Annotated in this window: 26 protein-coding genes; 21 read left to right on the top strand and 5 right to left on the bottom strand. The window is 65.6% G+C overall.

Translation table 11 applies throughout. The features are described 5' to 3' along the window. Positions 1-91: 91 nt before the first annotated feature. The 12 genes from AC3WOB_RS01745 (at position 92) to AC3WOB_RS01690 (ending at position 11,536) form a co-directional block, all read left to right on the top strand. Positions 92-871, top strand: a complete 780-nt coding sequence (locus AC3WOB_RS01745; RefSeq protein ID WP_492273982.1) for an enoyl-CoA hydratase/isomerase family protein — start codon at positions 92-94, stop codon at positions 869-871. Further along, positions 868-2,490: an acyl-CoA mutase large subunit family protein gene (locus AC3WOB_RS01740; protein ID WP_013396675.1), complete on the top strand. Its 1,623-nt coding sequence runs from the start codon at positions 868-870 to the stop codon at positions 2,488-2,490. The genes AC3WOB_RS01745 and AC3WOB_RS01740 overlap by 4 nt, the downstream gene beginning before the upstream one ends. Beyond that, positions 2,487-2,903 (top strand): cobalamin B12-binding domain-containing protein, encoded by a 417-nt coding sequence (locus tag AC3WOB_RS01735; RefSeq protein WP_013396676.1) that lies wholly within the window; start codon positions 2,487-2,489, stop codon positions 2,901-2,903. The genes AC3WOB_RS01740 and AC3WOB_RS01735 overlap by 4 nt, the downstream gene beginning before the upstream one ends. Further along, positions 2,900-4,027: a CaiB/BaiF CoA transferase family protein gene (locus AC3WOB_RS01730; protein ID WP_013396677.1), complete on the top strand. Its 1,128-nt coding sequence runs from the start codon at positions 2,900-2,902 to the stop codon at positions 4,025-4,027. The genes AC3WOB_RS01735 and AC3WOB_RS01730 overlap by 4 nt, the downstream gene beginning before the upstream one ends. Further along, on the top strand, positions 4,024-4,965 hold the full coding sequence (locus AC3WOB_RS01725) for an ArgK/MeaB family GTPase (RefSeq protein ID WP_013396678.1): 942 nt from the start codon (positions 4,024-4,026) through the stop codon (positions 4,963-4,965). Before AC3WOB_RS01730 ends, AC3WOB_RS01725 begins: the two co-directional genes overlap by 4 nt. A gap of 16 nt (positions 4,966-4,981) precedes the next feature. Then, positions 4,982-5,947, top strand: coding sequence for a Bug family tripartite tricarboxylate transporter substrate binding protein (locus tag AC3WOB_RS01720; protein WP_013396679.1), 966 nt, complete (start codon positions 4,982-4,984; stop codon positions 5,945-5,947). 3 nt (positions 5,948-5,950) lie between these two features. Further along, positions 5,951-6,292 (top strand): hypothetical protein, encoded by a 342-nt coding sequence (locus AC3WOB_RS01715; RefSeq protein WP_492273981.1) that lies wholly within the window; start codon positions 5,951-5,953, stop codon positions 6,290-6,292. After that, complete coding sequence (locus AC3WOB_RS01710; RefSeq protein ID WP_013396681.1) at positions 6,289-7,530, top strand: ABC transporter substrate-binding protein; 1,242 nt, start codon at positions 6,289-6,291, stop codon at positions 7,528-7,530. The genes AC3WOB_RS01715 and AC3WOB_RS01710 overlap by 4 nt, the downstream gene beginning before the upstream one ends. Before the next feature lie 72 nt (positions 7,531-7,602). Further along, complete coding sequence (locus AC3WOB_RS01705; RefSeq protein ID WP_492273980.1) at positions 7,603-8,679, top strand: isopenicillin N synthase family dioxygenase; 1,077 nt, start codon at positions 7,603-7,605, stop codon at positions 8,677-8,679. A gap of 71 nt (positions 8,680-8,750) precedes the next feature. Beyond that, positions 8,751-10,184 (top strand): aldehyde dehydrogenase family protein, encoded by a 1,434-nt coding sequence (locus tag AC3WOB_RS01700; protein ID WP_492273979.1) that lies wholly within the window; start codon positions 8,751-8,753, stop codon positions 10,182-10,184. Between the two features lie 11 nt (positions 10,185-10,195). Beyond that, entirely contained in the window at positions 10,196-10,948 is a 753-nt protein-coding gene (locus tag AC3WOB_RS01695; protein ID WP_492273978.1) for an SDR family oxidoreductase, read from the top strand. A gap of 36 nt (positions 10,949-10,984) precedes the next feature. After that, positions 10,985-11,536: a cob(I)yrinic acid a,c-diamide adenosyltransferase gene (locus tag AC3WOB_RS01690; RefSeq protein ID WP_492273977.1), complete on the top strand. Its 552-nt coding sequence runs from the start codon at positions 10,985-10,987 to the stop codon at positions 11,534-11,536. 19 nt (positions 11,537-11,555) lie between these two features. On the opposite strand, the gene AC3WOB_RS01685 is transcribed toward AC3WOB_RS01690, so the two are convergent. Beyond that, on the bottom strand, positions 11,556-11,771 hold the full coding sequence (locus AC3WOB_RS01685) for a hypothetical protein (protein WP_013396686.1): 216 nt from the start codon (positions 11,769-11,771) through the stop codon (positions 11,556-11,558). A 175-nt stretch (positions 11,772-11,946) separates the two neighbouring features. Between AC3WOB_RS01685 and AC3WOB_RS01680 the strand changes: the two genes are divergently transcribed. From AC3WOB_RS01680 to rimO, 4 genes are all read left to right on the top strand, one after another. Then, positions 11,947-12,645 carry a heavy metal response regulator transcription factor gene (locus AC3WOB_RS01680; protein ID WP_492273976.1) on the top strand — a complete coding sequence of 233 codons (699 nt, stop codon included), beginning with the start codon at positions 11,947-11,949 and terminating at the stop codon, positions 12,643-12,645. Continuing rightward, entirely contained in the window at positions 12,642-14,078 is a 1,437-nt protein-coding gene (locus tag AC3WOB_RS01675; RefSeq protein ID WP_492273975.1) for a heavy metal sensor histidine kinase, read from the top strand. The genes AC3WOB_RS01680 and AC3WOB_RS01675 overlap by 4 nt, the downstream gene beginning before the upstream one ends. Before the next feature lie 113 nt (positions 14,079-14,191). Then, positions 14,192-14,449: a helix-turn-helix domain-containing protein gene (locus AC3WOB_RS01670; protein WP_013396689.1), complete on the top strand. Its 258-nt coding sequence runs from the start codon at positions 14,192-14,194 to the stop codon at positions 14,447-14,449. Positions 14,450-14,628: 179 nt separating this feature from the next. Further along, positions 14,629-15,966: a 30S ribosomal protein S12 methylthiotransferase RimO gene (rimO, locus tag AC3WOB_RS01665; protein WP_492274601.1), complete on the top strand. Its 1,338-nt coding sequence runs from the start codon at positions 14,629-14,631 to the stop codon at positions 15,964-15,966. A gap of 37 nt (positions 15,967-16,003) precedes the next feature. Here the strand turns inward: rimO and AC3WOB_RS01660 are convergent, their stop codons facing one another. Continuing rightward, complete coding sequence (locus tag AC3WOB_RS01660; RefSeq protein ID WP_013396691.1) at positions 16,004-16,321, bottom strand: DMT family transporter; 318 nt, start codon at positions 16,319-16,321, stop codon at positions 16,004-16,006. A gap of 81 nt (positions 16,322-16,402) precedes the next feature. Here AC3WOB_RS01660 and AC3WOB_RS01655 point away from each other — a divergent pair, with 81 nt between their 5' ends. Further along, on the top strand, positions 16,403-16,804 hold the full coding sequence (locus AC3WOB_RS01655; protein WP_492273974.1) for a winged helix-turn-helix transcriptional regulator: 402 nt from the start codon (positions 16,403-16,405) through the stop codon (positions 16,802-16,804). Here AC3WOB_RS01655 and AC3WOB_RS01650 read toward each other — a convergent pair. After that, the gene (locus AC3WOB_RS01650) at positions 16,801-17,361 is read right to left on the bottom strand and encodes a ferritin-like domain-containing protein (RefSeq protein ID WP_013396693.1); all 561 of its coding nucleotides are present in this window, start codon (positions 17,359-17,361) and stop codon (positions 16,801-16,803) included. The two genes, AC3WOB_RS01655 and AC3WOB_RS01650, sit on opposite strands and share 4 nt — an antisense overlap. 221 nt (positions 17,362-17,582) lie before the next feature. Here AC3WOB_RS01650 and AC3WOB_RS01645 point away from each other — a divergent pair, with 221 nt between their 5' ends. Genes AC3WOB_RS01645 through AC3WOB_RS01630 form a run of 4 tightly spaced genes read left to right on the top strand, consistent with a single transcriptional unit; the run spans position 17,583 to position 20,095 of the window. Beyond that, positions 17,583-18,170: an LOG family protein gene (locus AC3WOB_RS01645; RefSeq protein WP_013396694.1), complete on the top strand. Its 588-nt coding sequence runs from the start codon at positions 17,583-17,585 to the stop codon at positions 18,168-18,170. A 37-nt stretch (positions 18,171-18,207) separates the two neighbouring features. Then, a complete protein-coding gene (locus AC3WOB_RS01640) occupies positions 18,208-18,774 on the top strand; it encodes a hypothetical protein (RefSeq protein ID WP_492273973.1) in 567 nt (188 codons plus the stop codon). A gap of 50 nt (positions 18,775-18,824) precedes the next feature. After that, a complete protein-coding gene (locus AC3WOB_RS01635; RefSeq protein WP_013396696.1) occupies positions 18,825-19,451 on the top strand; it encodes an HAD hydrolase-like protein in 627 nt (208 codons plus the stop codon). 17 nt (positions 19,452-19,468) lie between these two features. Continuing rightward, a complete protein-coding gene (locus AC3WOB_RS01630) occupies positions 19,469-20,095 on the top strand; it encodes a pyridoxamine 5'-phosphate oxidase family protein (protein ID WP_492273972.1) in 627 nt (208 codons plus the stop codon). A gap of 34 nt (positions 20,096-20,129) precedes the next feature. On the opposite strand, the gene fmt is transcribed toward AC3WOB_RS01630, so the two are convergent. Beyond that, positions 20,130-21,071, bottom strand: coding sequence for a methionyl-tRNA formyltransferase (fmt, locus tag AC3WOB_RS01625; RefSeq protein ID WP_492273971.1), 942 nt, complete (start codon positions 21,069-21,071; stop codon positions 20,130-20,132). Between the two features lie 164 nt (positions 21,072-21,235). After that, the gene (gene def, locus AC3WOB_RS01620; protein ID WP_013396699.1) at positions 21,236-21,748 is read right to left on the bottom strand and encodes a peptide deformylase; all 513 of its coding nucleotides are present in this window, start codon (positions 21,746-21,748) and stop codon (positions 21,236-21,238) included. Between the last annotated feature and the right edge of the window lie 195 nt (positions 21,749-21,943).

Genomic DNA, 21,943 nt, shown 5'->3' with positions numbered 1-21,943 from the left:
GTTCGTAATACCGAACAACTGTCCTTGTTCCCGAATATTTTGCTTCATACCATCCTCAGCACGCAATACACCTCGACGGAGATCAGAAAGCGTGCAGACGAACAAGGACATCGCGGTAGAGGAGCGCGCCGGTGGCGAGGTGTGGATCACCATCGAACGGCCGCACAAGCACAACGCGCTCGCCCGCCAGGTGCTCGCCGAACTCGGACAGGCGGTGCTGCAGGCAGGCGCGCGCAAGGACACGCGCTTCATCGTCCTGACCGGCGCTGGCGACCGCTACTTCGCCGCCGGCGGCGATCTGGTGGAACTGGCCCAGGTGCGCGACGAGGCTTCCACCCGCGACATGGCCGAGCAGTCCCGCGCCGCCCTGGACGCGGTGCGCGCTTGTCCCGTGCCCGTGCTGGCCTACCTGAACGGCGACGCGATCGGCGGCGGCGCCGAACTGGCCCTGGCGTGCGACATGCGCATGCTGGCCAGCCACGCGCACATCGGCTTCATCCAGGCGCGCCTGGCCATCTCGTCGGTGTGGGGCGGCGGCGTCGATCTGTGCCAGTTGGCCGGCAGCGCCCGGGCCATGCGCATGATGAGCCGCGGTGAATCGATAAGCGCGCCGCTGGCGCTGGACTGGGGCTTGGCCGACGCCATCGTCGCCGACGGGCCGGCCGGCGCGGACATGCAGGCTTTCCTCAAACCGCTGCGCCTCTGCGCGCCCCAGGTACTGCGCGCCATCAAGGCGCAAACCGCGGCCTGGCGCCAAGGCGCCTCGTATGAGGCGCGCCGCGCCGTCGAACGGCAGCAGGTGATGCATACCTGGCTGCACGACGATCACTGGCGCGCGTCCGACGCCTTTCTCGCGAGGAGTGCGAAATGAGCGCCGAACAGCATCGCGAAGCGCGCGACATGGAGCCGCAGCTGAGCTCCACCAGCCCCAGCGGCATCGACGTGCCGACCAGCGTCGGCCCGGACGCCATCGACCCGGCCCGCATCGGCGCGCCGGGCGAGTACCCTTACACGCGGGGGATTTTCCCCGACGGCTACCAGGGCCGTCTCTGGACTATCCGCCAGTACTCGGGCTTCGGCACCGCCGAGGAGTCCAACGAGCGCTACAAGTTTCTTCTGGAAAAGGGGCAGACCGGCCTGTCCGTGGCGCTGGACCTGCCCACGCAGTGCGGCCTGGATCCGGTGCACCCGATGGCGCGTCCGGAGATCGGCAAGGTGGGCGTCTCGCTGTCCAACCTGAGCGAGGCCGAGATCCTGTTCAAGGACCTGGACCTGTCGAAGATATCGACCTCGTTCACGATCAATGGCACGGCCGCCATCATCTACGCCATGTATCTGGCCGTGGCGGACAAGCAGAATGTCCCGCGCGACAAGCTCACCGGCACCATCCAGAACGACATCCTGAAAGAGTACGTGGCGCGCGGCACCTGGATCTTCCCGGTACGCCCTTCGATGCGGCTGATCGCGGACTCCATCCTCTATTCCAACGAAGTCTCGCCACGCTTCAACCCGATCAGCATCGCGGGCGCCCACGTGCGCGACGCCGGTTCGACCGCGGCCGAGGAAATGGCCTACACCCTGGCCAACGGCCTGGCCTATGTGGAGGAACTGCGCGCGCGCGGCGGCGACGTCGAGAAGTTCGCCAAGCGCCTGTCGTTCTTCTTCTACGTCCACATGGACTTCTTCGACGAGATCGCCAAGTTCCGCGCGGGCCGCAGGCTATGGGCCCGCCTGATGAAGGAACGCTACGGCGTGCAGGACCCGAAAGCGCAGCACTTCCGCTTCGGCGTGGTCTGCGGCGGCTCGTCGCTGGTGGCGCCGCAGCCCTACAACAACGTCGCACGCGTGGCCGTGGAAACTATGGCCGCCGTGCTGGGCGGCGCGCAATCCATCTTCACCTGCGCTTTTGACGAGGCGTTCCAGATCCCCACGGAATTCTCGGCCGAACTGGCCGTGCGCACGCAACAGATCATCGCGTTCGAGAGCGGCATCGGCCGCACGGTCGATCCCCTGGGCGGCAGCTACTTCCTGGAGCAGCACACCGACCGGATGGAAGAGCAGATCACCAAGGTGATGGATGAGATCGACGCCTACGGCGGCGTGATCCCGGCCATCGAGGACGGCTGGATCCAGCTGCGCCTGGCCGAACGCGGCCTGGAACGCAAGCTCAACACCGACTCCGGACGCAACGTGATCATCGGCCAGAACTACTTCAGGAAGGCGGACGAAGAGATCAAGGTCGGCGAGGTCTTCAAGCTGGACCCGACCGTGGCCGAGCGCGCGCTGGAGAAGTACCAGCGGGTGCTCGACACGCGCCGCCAATCCGAGGTCGACCGCGCGCTGTCCCGGCTGTCCGCCGTGGCCGCCAAGGACAACGAGAACATCATGCCCTACCTCGTGGAGTGCTGCCACGCCTACGCCACCGTCGGCGAAATGGTGGAGCGCCTGAAGGACAAGTGGGGCGAATTCAAGGAGCCGGTGAATCTATGAGCGCCCAACAGACCTCTGCCGCCCTGGCGGCCAAGCGTATCCTGATCGGCAAGCCCGGCCTGGACGGCCACGACATCGGCGCCAAGATCGTCGCGCTGACGCTGCGCAACGCCGGGGCGGAAGTCATCTATACCGGCCTGCGCCGCAGCCCGCTGCAGATCGCGCAGGTGGCGGTGGACGAAGGCGTGGACGCGGTCGGCCTGAGCATCCTGTCCGGCAGCCACCGCGAGCTGGTCGCCGAAGTCATGGCGCAGCTGCGCGAACTGCGGGCGCACAGCGTGAAGGTCTTCGTCGGCGGCACCATCCCCGCGGAAGACTGGCCCTACCTGAAAGAACTGGGTGTCGCCGCGATCTTCACCGCCGACATGCCGCTGGACGACATGGTCCGCACCTTGGCGCAGAGCTTGTCATGAACGCGCCGCTCGCGGGGATCCGGATCATCGAAGTCGGCCATATGCTGGCCGGCCCCTACTGCGGCCTGATGCTGGCCGACATGGGCGCCGAGGTCATCAAGATCGAAACGCCCGAGGGCGACATCGGCCGCAGCGTCAGCCCGCATTTCGTGGGCCCGCACAATGCCTACTTCGCCAGCCTGAACCGCAACAAGAAAAGCGTGGTGCTCGACCTGGCAAGCATGGAGGGACGCGAGGCGCTGGGGCGCATCGTCGAAACCTCGCATGCGCTGGTGACCAATTTGCGGCCTTCCGCGATTCGCAAGCTCGGCCTCACCTATGACGCGTTGCGGCGCTGGAACGAACGGTTGGTCTGCGTGGCGCTGACGGGCTACGGGCTGGACGGCCCTTACGCGGACAACCCCGCCTACGACTACGTCATCCAGGCGATGACGGGTGTCATGGCCTTGACCGGCGATCCCGAGGCGCCGCCCACCAAGGCCGGCTACTCGGCGGTGGACAACTCGGCGGGCCTGGTGGCCGCGGTCGGGCTGCTGGCCAAGATCGTGCAGGGCGAAGGCGGCCAGGTCGATGTCGCGATGTACGACGTCATGCTCTCGCAGCTCAATTACCTGGCGGGCGCGGCGCTGAACGCAGGCGAAACCATAGAACGCCTGGCGGACTCGTCCCACCCCTATGTGGTGCCGGCGCAGATATTCGCGACGGCGGACGGATGGCTCACGCTGTTCATCACCCACGACAGGTTCTGGAAAACGTTCTGCTGCGAAATCGGCCGTCCCGAATGGGTGGCGGACCCGAAGTTCGCCACCATGGCGGGGCGCAGGACGCACCGGACCGAAGTCATAGCCGCCATCGCGCAGGTACTTCGCCAGGCGCCCGCCCGCGCATGGGTGCGCCGCCTGAGCCCGCTGGGCGTGGTGGCGGCGGAAGTCGGCACCTTGAACGCGGCGCTCTCCAGCGACATCGCCGCCGCGCGCGCGCTGGTGGTCGCGCTGGGCGACGGCAGCCTGCCGCTGCAGGCCGTGGCCAGCCCGATCCGCTTCCAGGGGTATGCGCCGGTCTACGGCCTGCCGCCCCTGCTGGACGAGCACGGCGACGAAGTGCTGGGCAGGGTCAGGACATGAACGCACCGGGCCGCCTCAAGCATGAAGGTAGTCCGGCGGACGCCCCGCCCCTGGACCGCTGGGCGCTGGGCCGCGCGCTGACACGCATGGCCAACGCCGACGCCGCGGAAGTGGCGCGCTTCGCGCTGCGCGATGCGACCGCGCACGCCGCCCGCCGGATCGGCATCACCGGCGCTCCGGGCGCCGGCAAGAGCACCCTGGTCGGGCATCTGGCGCTGGAACGCGCGCCGACAGGCCGCCTGGGCGTCCTGGCCGTCGATCCGAGCAGCCCGAAGAGCGGCGGCGCGATCCTGGGCGACCGCGTCCGCATGGACGACCTGGCCGGCATCGGCGATCTTTACATCCGCTCGCTGGGTTCGCGCCGCACCTGCGACGGCCTGGCCGACAACCTGCCCGAGATGCTCGACATCATGGACGAGTTCGGCTTTGACGAAGTGCTGCTGGAGACGGTCGGCATCGGCCAGGCCGAGTATGCGGCGCGCGCGCAAGTCGACACGCTGGTCCTGGTCCTGCTGCCCGAAAGCGGCGACATGGTCCAGGCCATGAAGGCCGGCATCATGGAAATGGCCGACATCTACGTCGTCAACAAGTCAGACCTGCCGGGCGCGAAGAAAATGGCCACCGACATACAGCGCATCGCCGCGGTAAGCCAGCAGCCCGAGGGCGCGTGGCGTGCGCCGGTACTGCTGGCCTCGTCCACGCAATCGGACTCGATCCGCGCGCTATCCCAAGCCATAGACCGGCACCAAGCCTGGCGCGCCACCGATCCAGAACGGCGCCAACGCCTGCGCGCCCAGCGGCTGCGCTACCGACTGCGGCGCATGCTCGAACTGCGCATCGCGCACGCCATCGCCCACGCCGACGACGCACTGTTCGACGCTCCGCTCGGGCAGCAGATGGGCCGGATACTCGCGGCCGCCGCCACGCTCGATTCCTGACTCCTGGAGAGCCGCCATGCTCATGCGCTTTTTCGCATCGTTGTTGACCGCCGTCTGCACCGCCGCGCCGGCCGCGAGCGCGAGCGCGGCATTTCCAGACAAGCCGGTCAGGATCATCGTCCCGCAGACGCCTGGCGGCGCCTCCGACGTGCTGGCCCGCATCATCGGCCAGAAGCTCACGGCGAAATGGGGCCAGCCGGTGGTGGTCGAGAACCACGCGGGCGCGGGCGGCAATGTCGGCATGGAGCTGGTCGTCCGGGCGGCGCCCGACGGCTACACCCTGCTGATGAGCTACGTCGGCACCCAAGCCATCAATGGCGCGCTGTACCGCAAGCTGTCCTTCGATCCGGTCCAGGATTTCGCGCCCGTCGCCACGCTGGCCACCCTGCCCTTCGTCATGGTGACGCGGCCGGATTCGCCATTCAAGACCGTCTCCGAAGTCGTGGCGGCCGCCCGCAACTCGCACATCAACTACGGCTCGGCCGGCAACGGCTCCGTCAATCACCTGCTGGGCGAGATGTTCAACGCCGCCACTGGCGTCAAGCTCGCGCACATTCCCTACCGGGGCGCGGCGCCGGCGCTGCAGGATCTGATGGGCGGACGGATCCAGGTGGTGTTCACCAGCCTGCCGTCCGTCATCGGCGCCCTCAAGAGCTCCACCCTCTATCCGATCGCGGTCACCAGCGCGCGCCCTGCCGCGGCATTCGACAGCATTCCGACCATCGCGCAGGCTGGCTTCAAGGACTTCGATGTCAATCCATGGTTCGGCCTCATGGCTCCCGGACGCACGCCGCCGGATCTGGTGCGGAAAATCAACAGCGATGTGAACGACATCCTGCGCCTGCCGGAAGTCGCGGCCAGCTTCGCGGCGCAGGGCGCGGAGCCCTACATCACGCAACCGGACGAGTTCGCGCGCGTCCTGCGTGCCGATGCGTTGAAGTGGGGCGAGGTGGTGCGCGCCTCGGGCGCGCAAGTGGACTGATCCATGTCGCGCGCACTGATCCGGTCACTGAAGAAAACGCAGCGCGTGGGAGCCCGGGCCCAGGCGTCAGCGGCGCAGCAGCAGGACGCCCGCTCGGCCGCGCTGTCCCTGCTGCAGCGCAGTGTGAGATTCAAGCATGACCGTCTGGCCGTCCTGCGGCTGGCCAACGCAGTACAGCTGAGCGCCAACGTCGACGAGACGCTGTGGGAATACTGCCATGCGGTAGCAAGCGGAATGGCCGACCCGACGCAGTTGCAGAAGGTCCTGACGCTGCGCCGCGGCACAACGGACCAACCGATCGGCGGCATAACGCCGGCGGAATCGAACTCCAGGAGACAGGAATGAAAACTTCTTCCTATAGCTGTTCGTTGCGCAAGCTCCCCTCGTCGGGCCGCCGCGTCGTGGCGTCCCTGTTCTGCATCGCCGCCTGTGTCCCGACATGGGCCCAGGCGAGCGGCGACGTTGTCAAGATCGGCGTGCTGGCCGACATGTCGGGCATCTACTCCGACATGGGCGGCGCCGGCATCACCGAAGCGGTGAAGATGGCCATCGCCGATTTCGGCGGCAAGGTCAACGGCAGGAAGATCGAGGTCGTGACGTCCAATCACTCGGCCAAGCCCGACGTCGCGGCAACCGCGGCGCGCGGCTGGTTCGACACACAAGGCGTGGACATGATCATCAGCGGCCCCAGTTCAGGCACCAGCCTGGCCATTGCCACGGTCGCGGCGGAGAAGAAGAAGATCGTCATCGTCACGGGCGGCGTCGCCGCCCAGCTGACCAACGAGGAATGCTCGCCCTACACCGTCCATTACCTCTACGACACGGTGGCCCTGGCCCGCGGCACCGGCGCGGCCATGACGCGCCAGGGCGGCAAAACCTGGTACTTCCTGACGGTCGACTACGCCTTCGGCAAGTCGCTGGAAAAGGAGACCACGGAGGTCGTCCGGGCCAATGGCGGCAGCGTCCTGGGCAGCGTGCGCCATCCTCTGTCCACCCCCGATTTCTCGTCCTTCCTGCTGCAGGCCAAGGCCTCGGGCGCGCAGGTCCTGGGACTGGCCAACGGCGGCGCCGACACCATCAATTCGGTCAAGGCCGCCAGCGAGTTCGGACTGTCTTCATCAATGAAGCTGGCGGGCCTGATGCTGTTCATCACCGACGTGCATGCCCTGGGCCTGGAGCAGACCCGCGGCATCAACCTGACCGAGGCCTGGTACTGGGACTCGGACGACAAGTCGCGCGCCTGGGCCGCCCGCTTCCAGCAGAAGATGAGCAAGATGCCCACCAGCATGCAGGCGGCCAGCTACTCGGCGACGCTGCATTACCTGCAGGCTGTCCAGCACGCAGCCAGCGACCAGGCCGAGGACGTGATGGCGCAGATGAGGAAAGAGAAAATCAACGACATGTACACCCAAAACGGCTACATCCGGGAGGACGGCCGCATGGTCCACGATCTGCGGCTCATGGAGATCAAGAGCCCGGCCGAATCCAAGGGGCCTTGGGACTACTACAAGCAGGTACAGATGATTCCTGGAGAGCAGGCGTTTGCCTCCAAGGCGGAATCCAAGTGCAAGTTCTGGAACTGATGAAAACGCCGTCCGAGTGTTTGAAGACCAGAGTGGTTTGGCAATTGTCCATACATCAAGGAGACATCGATCATGACTACTGCAACGAATCAGGTAAGCGCTTCTGAAGGCGTCAAGCAAGCCATAGAAAGCGGCCAGGGACTGCCCATCCTCGACGTGGGTCCGTATCTTGCCGGCAAGCCCGGCGCGCTCGAACAACTGGCGGCGGACGTGCGCTGGATCCAGGAGAACCTGGGCTTCTTCGCCATCGTCAACCACGGCATTCCCCAGGGGCTCATCGACGAATCGTTCCGCCAGACCGCCAAGCTCTTCGAGATTCCCATGGAAGAGAAGCTCAGGCATCGGGTCGGCTTCCACCACCAGGGCTACCTGCCGCCCAAGGCATCCATCCTGCAATCGACCGCCATCATGGAGAAGATCGCGCTCAACACCAAGAAGGACACCAACGCCGCCTGGCTTTTCATGCGCAACCGCACTGCCGACGATCCCAAGGTGGTGGCCAACGTCCGGCACCGCGGCTTGAACCAATGGCCGGAAAGCCTGCCGGAGTTCCGCAAGACCTTGTACGAATACCAGACCTCCATGGAGGCGCTCGCGCTCAAGCTGCTGCCCATCTATGCGCGGGCGCTGGACCTTCCGGCCGACCATTTCAACCATATGTTCAAAGCGCCGGAGTACTACCAGCGCTGCGCCTACTACCATCCGGAAGAGCGCCTGGAGGAAGGCCAGTACGCCCTGGCGCCACACTCCGACGGCAGCTTCCTGACGCTGCTGCCGATGACGCCGGTGCCGGGCCTGCAGGTCATGACCCCCTCGAAGGAATGGCTCAACGTCACCTACGTCAAGGACGCGCTGATCGTGAACACCGGCCAGGTCCTCAACCGCCTGTCCAACGACCGCTTCATCGCCACGCCGCACCGCGTGGTCAATCCCCCGATGAAGCGCTACGCGCTGACCTTCTTCTTCTACCCGGACGATGACGCCAACGTGGGTCCCATCCCGGCCTGTGTCAAGCCGGGTGAAAAAGCCAAGTACGACTCCCGCTCCTTCTACGACTTCTTCGTGCCCTACCTGGACGATCTGTACCACTACAACGATCCCAAGTTCATGAGCGAGGTCGAACCCGAAGGCATCCGTTCCCAGGCCTGACGGCGTGCCGCCGCCGACGGCAGCGCGCCTTGGCGGGCCGCAGCCGTCGTCTCAATCTGAAGGAGTAACGCGTGAGCAAATTGTTGATCGACGGCCGCTGGGTCGATGCGCTCGATGGCGAAACCATGGATGTCATCGATCCCTGCACCGGGCAGGCTTTCTCGCGGATCGCGCGCGGCCGGGCCGCGGATGTGGATCTGGCGGTCGCGGCGGCGCGGCGCGCGCTGGAAGGCGCCTGGGGCAGGATGACGGCGACCGAGCGCGGCCGGATCCTGCAGCGCCTGGGGCAGCTCATCCTGGATCATGGCGATGAGCTGGCCGAACTGGAGGCCCGCGATACCGGCAAGCCCATGTCGGTGGCGCGCGCGGACGCCGGGGCGGTGGCGCGCTACTTCGAGTTCTACGGCGGCGCGGCCGACAAGATCCACGGGCAGACCATTCCCTACCTGGCCGGCTACAACGTCAGCGTGGTCCGCATTCCGCACGGCGTCACGGCCCACATCATTCCCTGGAACTATCCCGCGCAAATGATGGGACGCACGCTGGCGCCGGCGCTGGCCATGGGCAACGCGGCGGTGGTCAAACCCTCTGAAGATGCCTGCCTGACCGTCTTGAAACTGGGCGAACTGGCGCTGCTGGCCGGGCTGCCGGCCGGCGCGCTCAACATCGTGACGGGCTACGGCGCGGAAGCCGGCGCGGCGCTGACCTCGCACCCTGGCATCAACTTCGCGACCTTCACCGGTTCCCCCGAAGTCGGCGTCCAGGTCCAACAAGCTACCGCGCGCAACCACGTTCCGTGCGTGCTCGAACTGGGCGGCAAATCGCCGCAAATCGTATTCGACGACGCAGACCTGGCCAAGGCCGCGCCGATCATCGTCCGGGCCATCGTCCAGAACGCGGGCCAGACCTGCTCCGCCGGCAGCCGCCTGCTGGTACAGCAGGGCATTTACGACCGTTTCGTCCACACCATCGCGGCCGCTTTCGACGCGCTGAAGGCAGGCACGCCGGAGATGGATCTGGACTGCGGTCCGCTGATCAACGCACGGCAGCGCGACAAGGTGCAAGCCTTCATCGCCGAGGCCGCCGCCATGGGCGTGCCGCTGCTGGCGCAAGGCCGCCTGGCGCCGGACGCGTCAGGCGGCGGGTATTTCGTCAAGCCAGCGCTGTTCGGGCCGGTTCCCCGCGACCACCGGCTGGCCTCACAGGAAGTGTTTGGCCCGGTGCTGTCCGTCATGCGGTTCAGCGACGAAGACGATGCCCTGCAACTGGCCAATGCGACGGACTACGGCCTGGTCGCGGGCGTCTGGACGGAGAACGGCAGCCGTCAGTCCCGCATGGCGCAGCGCATCGCCAGCGGCCAGGTATTCATCAATTGCTACGGCGCGGGCGGCGGCGTGGAGCTGCCCTTCGGCGGCGTCAAGAAAAGCGGCTACGGCCGCGAGAAAGGATTTCTCGCCCTGGAAGAAATGAGCACGACCAAGACCATTGTTCAACACTACGCATAAGGAATGCCACCATGTCCGGATTGAGCAACAAGATCGCGATCGTCACGGGAGCAGGCAGCGGCTTCGGTGCCGCCATCGCCCGCGCCTACGCCAAGGAAAACGCCAAGGTCGTCCTGGCCGACCTCAATCTCGAAGCCGCGCAGCAGGTCGCCCGTGAGCTGGGTGAAAACGCCAGCGCTGTCGCGTGCGACGTGAGCAACGGCGACCAGGTGCAAGCCATGGTCCGCCACTGCGTGGAGCGTTTCGGCGCGCCCGACGTGGTGATCAACAATGCCGGCACCACGCACCGCAACCAGCCCATGCTGGAGGTGGACGAAGCGACCTTCGACCGCGTGTTCGCGGTCAACGTAAAGTCGATCTATCTCATGGCGCTGGCCGTGGTTCCGCTGATGAAGGAAAAGAAGGACGGCGTGATCATCAACGTGGGCTCGGTAGGCGCCATCCGTCCGCGCCCCGGCCTGACCTGGTACAACAGTTCGAAAGGCGCAGTCAGGGTCATGACCAAATCGATGGCCGCCGAACTCGCGTCGGACGGCATCCGCGTCAATCTCATTTCGCCGGTCATGGCGCCCACCGGACTGCTCAACGACTTCATGGGTGTGGCCGACAACGCCGAGAACCGGGCGCGCTTCGTATCGACGATACCGCTGGGCCGGATGTGCGACCCGGACGACGTAGCGAACGTGGCCGTATTCCTGGCCAGCGCCGAGGCACGCTTCCTGACCGGCGTCGAGCTCCCGGTCGACGGCGGCCGCTCCATCTAGGCCGGGCGCACGCGCCCGTCAGACAGGAAGAAAACCATGGCCAACCGCTTATCCGTCATCGCCACCCGCACCGGCGATGACGGCACCACCGGACTGGGCGACGGCTCGCGCACGCCCAAGGACGCGCCCCGAATCATCGCCTTGGGCGAGGTGGATGAGCTAAACAGTGTGATCGGCGTGCTGCTTGCTGAAAAATTGCCCGACGAAGTCGCGACCGATCTGCACATCATCCAGAACGACCTGTTCGACATGGGCGCCGAGCTCTGCATCCCGGGGCATCGCGCGCTGGACCAGGCGCAGATCGCCCATCTGGACGGCCGCCTGGCGCATTACAACGCCGCCCTGCCGCCGCTGAAGGAGTTCATCCTGCCGGGCGGCTCGCGCGCATCCGCGCATTTTCACATGGCCCGGACCGTCTGCCGCCGCGCCGAACGCGCGGTGGTGGCGCTGGCACGCACCGAGGGTCTCAACCCGACGGTGCGGCAGTACCTGAACCGGCTCTCGGACCTGATGTTCGTGCTGGCGCGTGAGATGAACCGGCGCTTGGGGGTGTCGGATGTGTACTGGAGCAGCCGGCATTCGCGGTAGCGATGCGGAGAATCGAGCCTCAGCGCACAGCCTTCTTGGCGGAAGCGCCCTCCTGCAGACGCAGGTAGTTGGCGTAGCGTTCACGATAATCCGCGCCAAATACCTCAGGCGTTTCTTCCTGCCGGGTCACCTCGGGCAGGGCCGCGCTCGACCATGCCTGCAGGTCCGCGGCGATTTCCGCACTGGTCACCGTGCCAGGCGCGTACGGCGGGAATTCCGTTTCTTCCGTGGCCATGGCGGCGCGAGTTCCCTGTCATATTTATGGAGCGATTGCTGACAAGTTCGTCATTCTTGAGTCACTCTGAAGACGGCTTTGGTGCCCTAAAATGTTGCGCCACGCCGGTCCCTTCATAGACCGCTCGAAGTCCATACCGGCACAAAGAACTTCAAAAGATCCGCTAAGGGAACGCATGCGTTTGCTGGTTGTGGAAGACGAACCAAAGACGGCATCGCACATCAAGCGCGGGCTGACTGGATTGGGCTTTACCGTCGACTTGTCCGGCGATGGGAGCGAGGGGCTGTTCCTGGCCATCGAGCATGACTACGACGCAATCATCCTGGACGTCATGCTTCCCGGCCAGGACGGCTACGCACTGCTGAGACAACTGCGGGCACGCAAGCCGACCCCGGTGCTGATGCTCTCGGCCCGTGGCTCCGTCGACGAGCGGGTCAAGGGACTGCGCCAGGGCGCTGACGACTACCTGGCCAAGCCATTTTCCTTCATCGAGCTGGCCGCGCGCATCCAGGCCCTGCTGCGGCGCCGGGTCGGCACCGGCGGCGATTCGACCTGGTTGCAGGTGGGCGACCTCCAGGTCGATCTGCTGGCGCGCCGTGCCACCCGCGCCGGCCAGCGGCTGAACCTGACCGCCAAGGAGTTCGCGCTGCTCAGCCTGCTGGCACGCCACCAGGGCGAGATCCTGTCCAAGATGATGATCTCCGAGCAGATCTGGGACATGAACTTCGACAGCGACGCGAACGTGGTCGAAGTTGCGATGCGGCGCTTGCGTCTCAAGGTTGACGCGCCGTACGACACGAAGCTGCTGCATACCGTCAGGGGCATGGGCTATCTGCTGGAAAGCCGCGCCGAAGCCTGCGCCGCCTCGCCATGATCGCGTCCCTCTCGATGCGCCTGGCGCTGATGTTCACCCTGGCGGTGACGCTCACCGCCTCGGTTTGCTCCGTGCTGCTACAGGGATCCCTCAGGCAATCGCTGCAGCAACAGATACAGCGCGAGCTTGAGTTGCGTCATTCGTTTCTGGATCCGCTGCTGATGTCGCGACAGTCGCCGGCGACCTGGCATGACGCCGTATTCGCGCACAGCCCGTTTGCGTCGAACGGCATGGTCAATGCGCAGCACTGGATCCTCAGCGACGACCCGCTATACCGCCATGGCGGAGAACCGCCCAAGAGCGTGACGTCGAGCCAGCTACCCGACGGATTTTCCATCCTGCCAGGGGCAACCGATTGCTGTCCGTTGCACGTGCTTATCACCACCATACCGCCGGCGGGCATCCGGCCCGCGGTGCGGTCGGTCATCTCGCTCGACTCCTCCCCCTACATACAGACGCTCGACGACTTTACGGCCATCCTTGCCTCCTTATCCATTGCGGGTTCCTTGCTGGTGGCGATCCTAGGCTACTTCATTGCGCGGGCGGGCCTGCACCACGGTCGACGTCTCGGCGGCCAGGCTCGAGAACTGACGCCAGGCAATAGCGGACAGCGGCTACGCCTGGAACGGCTTCCCACCGAAATCAAGGACCTGGCCGCATCGTTCAACGGCGTTCTCGATCGGCAGGAAGTGGCCTGGCGACAGCTGGAAAGTTTCAACGCCAATGTTGCGCACGAACTGCGCACGCCGCTGACCAATCTCATCGGTCAGACTCAGTTTGGCCTGCGCGCGTGCAGGACCGAACACGAATTCAAGGAATTACTTCTGTCCAACCTGGAAGAACTGGAGCGGATGACGGCCATCGTCAACGATATGCTGTTTCTGTCACATGCGCAGACTGACCAGATGGCCCTGGACCTGGGAGAAGTTTCGCTACGGGAAGAGGTTGCCAAGACCATGGAGTACCTCGAACCGCTATTCGAGGAAAAGGGACTGGCAATCGTTCTGGAAGGTGAAGTCCGCATGCACGCGGATCGGCGATTGTTCCATCGGGCGGTGGCGAATCTGCTGGAAAATGCCGTCCGCCACGCAGTCCCGCAAAGCAGGATCAGCTTGCGGCTGACAGAACAAGACGGCTTCGCCCACGTGTCCGTCGCCAATCGTGGAAACCCTATCGATCAGCAGGTCCTGCCGCGCCTGTTCGAACGCTTTTTCAGGGCGGAAGCCGCGCGCAGCCGTAGCAGCAAGCATCACGGCCTGGGACTGGCGATCGTCAAGGCCATCGCGACAGTCCATCAGGGCGACGTATTTGCACGCAGTGCGGGCGGCATCAATACTTTCGGGTTCACATTGGCCTGCCCGCTCCCTTTACCTGCTCACACGGTAGAGATGTCGAGCCAGGTTGGGAAGCCTGTCCGACTGGCGGTTGGATGACAATCAACCTACGGCAATGCCGTATAATTAAAAATTCGCCTTCGCCGCCATCACGGTACGTCGGCATGAACCCCAGGGACGCCACGCAGGCGCCACCCGACTTTTGAAGAGCCATGAAGAATGCTGCCCCGACGGCGCGCAGCGCACCGTGGCAGGCGTCGCATATCAGCGAAGCACGCAACCGCGTGGGCCTGCCGCAAACGGATTTCGCTGAACTGCTGGGCGTGAGCGTACGCACGCTGCAAGATTGGGAGCAAGGCCGGCGCACCCCCTCGGGCGCGGCGAAGACCCTGCTGCAGGTAGCCATGTTGCACCCCGAGACCCTGCGAGAACTGCCCCCGTGGCGCGCCAACGAACACGCTGAATCTTGAGGCCCGCCGCCCCGGCCTCGCCCGACATGAACAACACATCCGCCGCGCGACACGCTCGCCGCGCGATTTTTTGGTGAACTAGATTGGAAATCCTCGAAACCTCCCGGCCTGGCAAGGGCCCTGGCAAGACCGACAGCGCTGACGCGAACGCGTCCGCCGCCGCCACCCTGGCCAACACCATCGCCGCCGTCAACGCCGAAGGCCGAACCCCGCGCGTGGGCTTCGTTTCCCTGGGCTGTCCCAAAGCCCTGGTCGACTCCGAACGCATCCTGACCCAACTGCGCACCGAAGGGTACGAAGTCACGCCCGAGTATGACGATGCGGACGTGGTCGTCGTCAACACCTGTGGCTTCATCGACAGCGCCAAGGCGGAATCGCTGGAGGCCATCGGCGAAGCGCTGGCCGAGAACGGCAAGGTCATCGTGACCGGTTGCATGGGCGTCGAGGAATCGGTGATCCGCGACGTGCACCCCAGCGTGCTGGCCGTGACCGGCCCGCAGCAGTATGAAGAGGTGGTGCGCGCCGTGCACCAGGCCGCCCCGCCCAAGAAAGATCACAACCCCTACCTGGACCTGGTGCCGCCGCAAGGCATCAAGCTCACGCCGCGCCACTACGCCTACCTGAAGATCTCGGAAGGCTGTAATCACCGCTGCAGCTTCTGCATCATCCCGTCGATGCGCGGCAATCTGGTCAGCCGGCCGGTGGGCGACGTGCTGAGCGAAGCCGAGCGCCTGGTCAAGGCCGGCGTGAAGGAACTGCTGGTGATTTCGCAAGACACCAGCGCCTATGGCGTGGACGTGAAGTACCGCAGCGGCTTCTGGAACGGCCGGCCGGTGAAGACCCGCATGACCGAGCTCTGTACGGCCTTGTCCGAAATGGGCGTGTGGACGCGCCTGCACTACGTGTATCCGTATCCGCACGTAGACGAGGTGATCCCGCTGATGGCCGAGGGCAAGATCCTGCCCTATCTGGACATTCCGTTCCAGCACGCCAGCCCGCGCATCCTGAAGGCCATGAAGCGCCCGGCCTTCGAGGACAAGACCCTGGCCCGCATCAAGCGCTGGCGCGAGATCTGCCCGGACCTGACGATACGCTCGACCTTCATCGTCGGCTTCCCCGGCGAAACCGAGGAAGACTTCCAGTACCTGCTGGACTGGATGCAGGAAGCGCAGCTGGACCGCGTCGGCTGTTTCCAGTATTCGCCGGTGGAAGGCGCGCCCGCGAACCTGCTGGACAATCCGGTGCCGGACGAGGTCAAGCAGGAACGCTGGGAACGCTTCATGGAGCTGCAGCAATCGATCTCGACCGCTCGCCTGGCGAAGAAGGTGGGCCGCGAGATCGACGTACTGATCGACGAAGTGGACGAAGATGGCGCCGTGGGCCGCAGCAGCGCCGACGCGCCCGAGATCGACGGCTGCGTCTACGTCAGTTCGGACAAGCCGCTGAAGGCGGGCGATCTGGTGCGCGTCCGCGTCACCGATTCCGACGAATACGACCTCTGGGCCGACGCGATCTGAGCCCGGTCCCGCGCGCGGCGCCCGCCGTGCGCGCGGCTCAGGCTTCCAGCAGCTTGAGCCCCGCCACCCCGCCCACGATCAGCGCGATGCACAGCAGGCGCGCGGCGGATGGCGAATCCCCGAACAGCATGATGCCCAGCACGGTAATGCCCACGGAGCCTATGCCGGTCCAGATGGCATAGGCCGTGCCGGCGGGCAGCTGCTTCATGGCCAGCGTCAGCAAGAACACACTGCCGAGCGCGGCGGCAATGCCGATCACGCTCGGCCAGAAACGGGTCCAGCCGTCGGCATACTTCAAGGCCAGCGCCATCACGATTTCCACCGCGCTCGCGGCGACCAGAATCAACCAGGCCATCTCGGCCTCCTGCCAGGGCTAGGGAATCGCCAGCGTAAGGGCTATAGTTACCTAAGGACAAGTACGCACCTTTTGGTAACCATGAAAAAGCTTGCCGCACTCTCGCCTGCTGGCGACGTATTCGACGCCGCGTGTCCCTCGCGCCGCGCCCTGGAGCTGATTGCCGGCAAATGGGTGCCGCTGATCCTGCCGGCGCTCGAGCACGGCCCCTTGCGCAACAACGAGCTGCTGCGCAGGCTGGACGGGATTTCGCAGAAGGTCATGACGCAGACGCTTAGGGAACTGGAACGCCACGGCCTGGTGCTGCGCGAGGATCTGGGCACCGTGCCGCCGCATGTGAGCTACCGCCTGAGCGAACTGGGCCGGTCCTTGAATGTGGCGCTGGTCGCGCTGGACCGCTGGGCCGAGCAGCATCATGCGGCGCTGGACGCGGCGGCGCGCCTGCACGACGCGCGCGCCGCCTCCTTGCCGCAAGCGCGCTAGTTGCGCGCCAGGAAGTCCGACATGTCGTCGGCGTGCTCTTCTTCCACGGCCAGTATCTCTTCCAGCATGCGGCGCGTGGTGGAGTCCTGCTCGCCGATGTAGTCGATCATCTGGCGATAGCTGTCGATGGCAATGCGTTCGGCGATCAGGTTTTCCTTGATCATGTCCTCCAGCGAGGCGCCTTCGACGTACTCGGAATGGCTGCGCTCGAGCAGGCCCTTGGGCGACAGGTTGGGCTCGCCGCCCAATTGCACGATGCGTTCCGACAGCCGGTCCGCGTGCTCCTGTTCCTGCGTGGCGTGCTCGGCGAATTCCGCGGCCACTGGCTCGGCGTTCAGCCCGCGCGCCATGAAGTAATGGCGCTTATAGCGCAGCACACAGACGATCTCGGTGGCCAGCGCTTCGTTCAGCAGCTTCAGCACGGTCTGCCGGTCGGCGCGATAGGTGTCGGTCACCGCGCCGGACTCGATGTCCTTGCGCGCCTTCGCGCGTATCGCCTTGACGTCCATCTCGAACGGGCGGCCGGCCTGTGTTTGGGTACGGGTTGCTTGTTCCATATCGTGGCTCCTCTTGGTTAAGTGAAAGCACTGCGACACTGGGCTTCCAGTCTCTCCGAACAACCCAGTCTACCGATCGTGGCGGAACATGCTGTGTCCAAACATTGCCCCTGCCCCCGAAATCGGGGCGTCCGAAATGGTTTTCGAACCTTGCGTAAACTATGGGCTTCCCGAAAACCCGTGACGCAATCTGTAACGGGATAGGCTTCACCCAAAGATCTATGACTCTGAAGAACATTTGCGTGTACTGCGGCTCGAACCCGGGCGCCCGGCCGGATTACATCGAACAGGCCCGCGTGCTGGCCCGTGAACTGGTGCAGCGCGATCTGGGACTGGTCTACGGCGGTTCGGTCGTGGGCATCATGGGCGTGGTGGCCAATGAGGTGCTGGCCGCCGGCGGCCGCGTGATCGGCGTGATTCCCGAACTGCTGATGAAGAAAGAGCAGGCGCACCGCGGCCTGACCGAGCTTCACATGGTGCAGACCATGCACGAGCGCAAGGCCATGATGATGGAAAAGGCCGACGGCTTTATCGCGCTGCCGGGCGGCGCCGGCACGCTGGAAGAGTTCTTCGAGGTCTGGACCTGGGCGCAACTGAACATGCACAACAAGCCCTGCGGCCTGCTGAACATCGCCGGCTACTACGACGCGCTGGTCCAGTTCGTGAACCATGCGGTCGAGGAAGAATTCATCCGCCCCCAGCATCGCGACATGCTGGTGGTGGAAGAGGACCCTGCCCTGCTGCTGGACCGCTACGCCATGTACGAACCGCCCAATGTCTCGAAGTGGTTCGAACAGATCAAGGCCTGACGCCATCCATCAACCCGACCACCACGGAAGGCCCGCAATGCCCACCCATGCGTTGACTCCCGCCAGCACCGAGTCCGTACTGCGCGACTACTTTCACGCCAAGGACGAGAACCGCCCGCACTACATGGCGCGCGCGTTCGCTCCCGACGCGGTGCTGAAGATGGCATTGCGCACGCAAGCCATTGCCTTCCCGCCCGAGTCGCACGGACTGGCCGCGATCACCGACACCCTGGTGCGCAAGTTCGGCCAGACCTACGACAACGTCTACACGTACTACCTGGCGCGGCCCGAGGCCGGTGCGCGTCTGCCCGCTTACCAATGCGACTGGATCGTGGGCATGACGGAAAAGGCCAGCGGCAACGTCCGCGTGGGCTGTGGCCGGTATGAGTGGGAGTTCCAGCCCGAGCCGTATCGCGCGACCGGCCTGGTCATCACCATCGAAACCATGGTGACCTTGCCCGCGCATGACACCGAAGCGGTTTTCGGCTGGCTGCTGGGGCTGGACTATCCCTGGACCAGCGCCGCCCGCGTGGTGGCCGGCGCGCCGCCGCTCGAAGGCCTGGCTCCCGTCGTGCACTATCTGCTGCATCCGCATGGCAGCTAGGGCCGGCGCAAGGCCGTTTCCCGTATCAACAGGCTTTAGAGATTCACGCTTTGAAATACGACATTGCCGCTTTTGATTTCGATGGAACCCTGGCGGACACCATGCCCTGGTTCAACTCCATCCTGAACACGGTGGCCGACAAGTACGGCTTCCGCAAGATCGACGCGTCCGAACGCGAGCAGCTGCGGCACCGCGATGCCGCCGATATCCTCAAGTTCCTCGGCATTCCGCTGTGGAAGCTGCCCGCCATCATGGCGCACGTGCGTACGCTGATGCAGGAGATCGATCCCAGCGTGCACCTGTTCGACGGCATTCCCGACGCGCTGGCGCGCCTGAAGGCGGGCGGGCTGCGCCTGGCGGTGGTCAGCTCGAACTCCATCGAGAACGTGCAACGCGTGCTGGGCGCGGAAACCGCCGCGCTGTTCGACGACTACGAATGCGGCACCGACCTGTTCGGCAAGTCCGCCAAGATCGACCGCCTGCTCAAGCAGCACGGCACCGCCCCCGAGCGCTTCCTGCTGGTGGGCGACGAAATGCGCGACATCGACGCCGCCCGCAAGGCCGGCGTGCGCATCGGCTCCGTCGCCTGGGGCTATAACCATGTCGAGGCGTTGCGCGAGCGCGGCCCCGACGAGCTGTTCCTGACCGTAGCCGACCTGCCAGCCACGCTGGCCTGAACCTGGAAGCCCCAGCCATGCACATCGATCCCGCCCATCTGGTCACCGACGCAGACGCCTTGCAGGCGTTGTATGGCGCGTCCGGCGAAGCCTCCCTCAAGAAGGAAGTGGATCATGTGCATCCGCACTACCGCGCCTTCATCGAGGCCGCGCCGTTCGCGGTGCTGGCGACCGCGGGCCCGGATGGGCTGGACGCCTCGCCGCGCGGCGATCCCGCCGGCTTCGTGGTGGTGGAGGACGACAAGACGCTGCTGCTGCCGGATCGCCGCGGCAACAACCGCATCGACAGCCTGCGCAACATCCTGGCCGACCCGCCGGTCGCGCTGCTGTTCCTGGTGCCGGGCGTGGGCGAGACCCTGCGGGTCAATGGTGCTGCGCGCATCAGCGTGGATCCTGCGCTGTTGGCGCGCTTTGAGATGGATGGCAAGCTGCCGCGCTCGGTGCTGATCGTGGACGTGCACACCGTGTACTTTCAGTGCTCGCGGGCCTTGCTGCGCTCCAAGCTGTGGGATCCGGCGACGCAAGTGCCGCGCAGCGCGCTGCCCAGCGTGGGCTGCATCCTATCTGATCTGACGGCAGGCACCTTCGACGGCGTCACCTACGACCGCGAACTGCCGGCCCGCGTAGCCAGCACCTTGTATTGAAGGGCAATCCCGGGGCCGCCTGGCCCCGGCAGGTTCAGGCCGGCTGCCAGCCGCGCGCGAACACATCCACGGGCTGGCGCTTGCCGCCCGCCTTCTGCAATTCCAGCAAGCGCAGCACGCCGCTGCCAGTGGCGATGTCGATACCTGTGGTGTCGACCCGCAGCACGCTGCCGGGCGCGGCCGTGGTGGCCTCATCCAGCGCCTGCGCGCGCCAGACCTTCACCGGATCGGCCAGGCCGGGCAGGCGGATGCTGGCGCCCGGCACGGGGTTGAAGGCGCGCACGCGGCGCGCCAGCAGTCCGGCGGGCTGGGTGCAGTCGAGGGCGCCTTCGGCCTTGTCGAGCTTGGCGGCATAGGTCACGCCGGCCTCGGGCTGCTTGCGCGGCGTCAGGCCGCCCTGGGCCAGGGCGGCCAACGCTTCAACGATGGCCTCGCCGCCCGCCAGCGCCAGCGCATCGTGCAGCTCGGCCGCGGTGGTATCGCCGCCGATCGGCACCACGCGTTCCAGCAGCATGTCGCCGGTATCCAGGCCCTGGTCCATCTGCATGATGGTCACGCCGGTCTGGGCGTCGCCGGCTTCGATGGCGCGCTGGATGGGCGCGGCGCCGCGCCAGCGCGGCAGCAGGCTGGCATGGATGTTCAGGCAACCCAGGCGCGGCAGGTCCAGCACCCACTGCGGCAGGATCAGACCATAGGCCGCCACCACCATCACGTCGGGCGCCACGCGCTGCAGCAGGGCCTGCGCCTCGCTGGCCTCTTCGGGATAACGGCCGTCCAGGCGCAGACTGCGCGGCTGGGCGACTTCGATGCCAGCGTCCAGCGCCGCCTGCTTGACGGGGCTGGGCGTCAGCTTCAGCCCGCGCCCTGCCGGGCGATCGGGCTGGGTCATGACCAGCGGGATCTCGTGGCCGGCGGCGCGCAAGGCGTCAAAGGCGATACGGGCGAATTCCGGCGTGCCGGCAAAGACTAGGCGCATGGGATGAAAAACAAAAGGAAGGAAGAAACGCTCAACGAATTGCAATTCCCCTCAGCCAGGAGCGATGGCCGATCCGGGGCGCAGCGGATCCGGCTTTGCCGGTCCGCCAGCGCCGCCCCCTTTCGAGGGGGCCCGCGCCAGCGGGTAGGGGGTGGGCTTTGCCCTCAAGCACGCAGCGCTTCGCGCTCGGCCTTCTTCAGCCTGGTCTTGATGCGGTTCTGCTTCAGGCTGGACAGGTATTCCACGAACACCTTGCCCTCCAGATGGTCCAGTTCGTGCTGTACGCACACGGCCAGCAGGCCGTCGGCCTCGAACTCGAAGGGCTTGCCGTCCACGTCCAGCGCCTTGCAGCGGATGCGGGACGCGCGCTCGACGTCGTCATAGACGCCGGGCACCGACAGGCAACCTTCTTCGTAGATCTTGTAGTCGTCGCTGTGCCACGTGATCTCGGGATTGATCAGGACCAGCAACTGGTTGCTGTCCTCGGACACGTCGATCACGACGACGCGCTCGTGCACGTCGACCTGGGTCGCGGCCAAGCCCACGCCCGGCGCGTCGTACATGGTTTCAGCCATGTCGCGCACCAGTTGGCGGATGCGGTCGTCGACCTCGGCGACCGGCTTGGCCTTTTTGTGCAGGCGCGGATCGGGGTAACGAAGAATAGGAAGTAAAGCCATTGCGGGGGAATTGCCAGTAGTCAGGTTTACATAAGAGTTTAATTCATTAGACTCTTGATTTCTAATAGTTTTCGGCTAATTCCAGGATTGGCCGGATTGCCATATACCCTGGGGGTTCCTGCCCGCGCCGCGCCGCAAATCGGTCCCCCCGGGTCCCGCGCCCGCTCGCCCCGCATGCGACACTCTCGTCCCATC

It is taken from the genome of Achromobacter sp. FW305-C-30-7, assembly GCF_058783105.1.
The sequence above is the reverse complement of the archived record's forward strand: the minus strand, read 5'-3'. Positions and strand labels throughout refer to the sequence as shown.

What these genes read in the sequence shown, in the direction of transcription:
- AC3WOB_RS01645 (WP_013396694.1), top strand. Translation starts at nt 17,583, where the DNA reads ATGACTCTGAAGAACATTTGCGTGTACTGCGGCTCGAACCCGGGCGCC.
- AC3WOB_RS01690 (WP_492273977.1), top strand. Translation starts at nt 10,985, where the DNA reads ATGGCCAACCGCTTATCCGTCATCGCCACCCGCACCGGCGATGACGGC.
- AC3WOB_RS01740 (WP_013396675.1), top strand. Translation starts at nt 868, where the DNA reads ATGAGCGCCGAACAGCATCGCGAAGCGCGCGACATGGAGCCGCAGCTG.
- AC3WOB_RS01730 (WP_013396677.1), top strand. Translation starts at nt 2,900, where the DNA reads ATGAACGCGCCGCTCGCGGGGATCCGGATCATCGAAGTCGGCCATATG.
- AC3WOB_RS01725 (WP_013396678.1), top strand. Translation starts at nt 4,024, where the DNA reads ATGAACGCACCGGGCCGCCTCAAGCATGAAGGTAGTCCGGCGGACGCC.
- AC3WOB_RS01670 (WP_013396689.1), top strand. Translation starts at nt 14,192, where the DNA reads ATGAAGAATGCTGCCCCGACGGCGCGCAGCGCACCGTGGCAGGCGTCG.
- AC3WOB_RS01715 (WP_492273981.1), top strand. Translation starts at nt 5,951, where the DNA reads ATGTCGCGCGCACTGATCCGGTCACTGAAGAAAACGCAGCGCGTGGGA.
- AC3WOB_RS01735 (WP_013396676.1), top strand. Translation starts at nt 2,487, where the DNA reads ATGAGCGCCCAACAGACCTCTGCCGCCCTGGCGGCCAAGCGTATCCTG.
- AC3WOB_RS01650 (WP_013396693.1), bottom strand. Translation starts at nt 17,361, where the DNA reads ATGGAACAAGCAACCCGTACCCAAACACAGGCCGGCCGCCCGTTCGAG.
- AC3WOB_RS01685 (WP_013396686.1), bottom strand. Translation starts at nt 11,771, where the DNA reads ATGGCCACGGAAGAAACGGAATTCCCGCCGTACGCGCCTGGCACGGTG.
- AC3WOB_RS01680 (WP_492273976.1), top strand. Translation starts at nt 11,947, where the DNA reads ATGCGTTTGCTGGTTGTGGAAGACGAACCAAAGACGGCATCGCACATC.
- def (WP_013396699.1), bottom strand. Translation starts at nt 21,748, where the DNA reads ATGGCTTTACTTCCTATTCTTCGTTACCCCGATCCGCGCCTGCACAAA.
- AC3WOB_RS01695 (WP_492273978.1), top strand. Translation starts at nt 10,196, where the DNA reads ATGTCCGGATTGAGCAACAAGATCGCGATCGTCACGGGAGCAGGCAGC.
- AC3WOB_RS01720 (WP_013396679.1), top strand. Translation starts at nt 4,982, where the DNA reads ATGCTCATGCGCTTTTTCGCATCGTTGTTGACCGCCGTCTGCACCGCC.
- fmt (WP_492273971.1), bottom strand. Translation starts at nt 21,071, where the DNA reads ATGCGCCTAGTCTTTGCCGGCACGCCGGAATTCGCCCGTATCGCCTTT.
- AC3WOB_RS01655 (WP_492273974.1), top strand. Translation starts at nt 16,403, where the DNA reads ATGAAAAAGCTTGCCGCACTCTCGCCTGCTGGCGACGTATTCGACGCC.
- AC3WOB_RS01660 (WP_013396691.1), bottom strand. Translation starts at nt 16,321, where the DNA reads ATGGCCTGGTTGATTCTGGTCGCCGCGAGCGCGGTGGAAATCGTGATG.
- AC3WOB_RS01705 (WP_492273980.1), top strand. Translation starts at nt 7,603, where the DNA reads ATGACTACTGCAACGAATCAGGTAAGCGCTTCTGAAGGCGTCAAGCAA.
- AC3WOB_RS01640 (WP_492273973.1), top strand. Translation starts at nt 18,208, where the DNA reads ATGCCCACCCATGCGTTGACTCCCGCCAGCACCGAGTCCGTACTGCGC.
- AC3WOB_RS01710 (WP_013396681.1), top strand. Translation starts at nt 6,289, where the DNA reads ATGAAAACTTCTTCCTATAGCTGTTCGTTGCGCAAGCTCCCCTCGTCG.
- AC3WOB_RS01630 (WP_492273972.1), top strand. Translation starts at nt 19,469, where the DNA reads ATGCACATCGATCCCGCCCATCTGGTCACCGACGCAGACGCCTTGCAG.
- AC3WOB_RS01675 (WP_492273975.1), top strand. Translation starts at nt 12,642, where the DNA reads ATGATCGCGTCCCTCTCGATGCGCCTGGCGCTGATGTTCACCCTGGCG.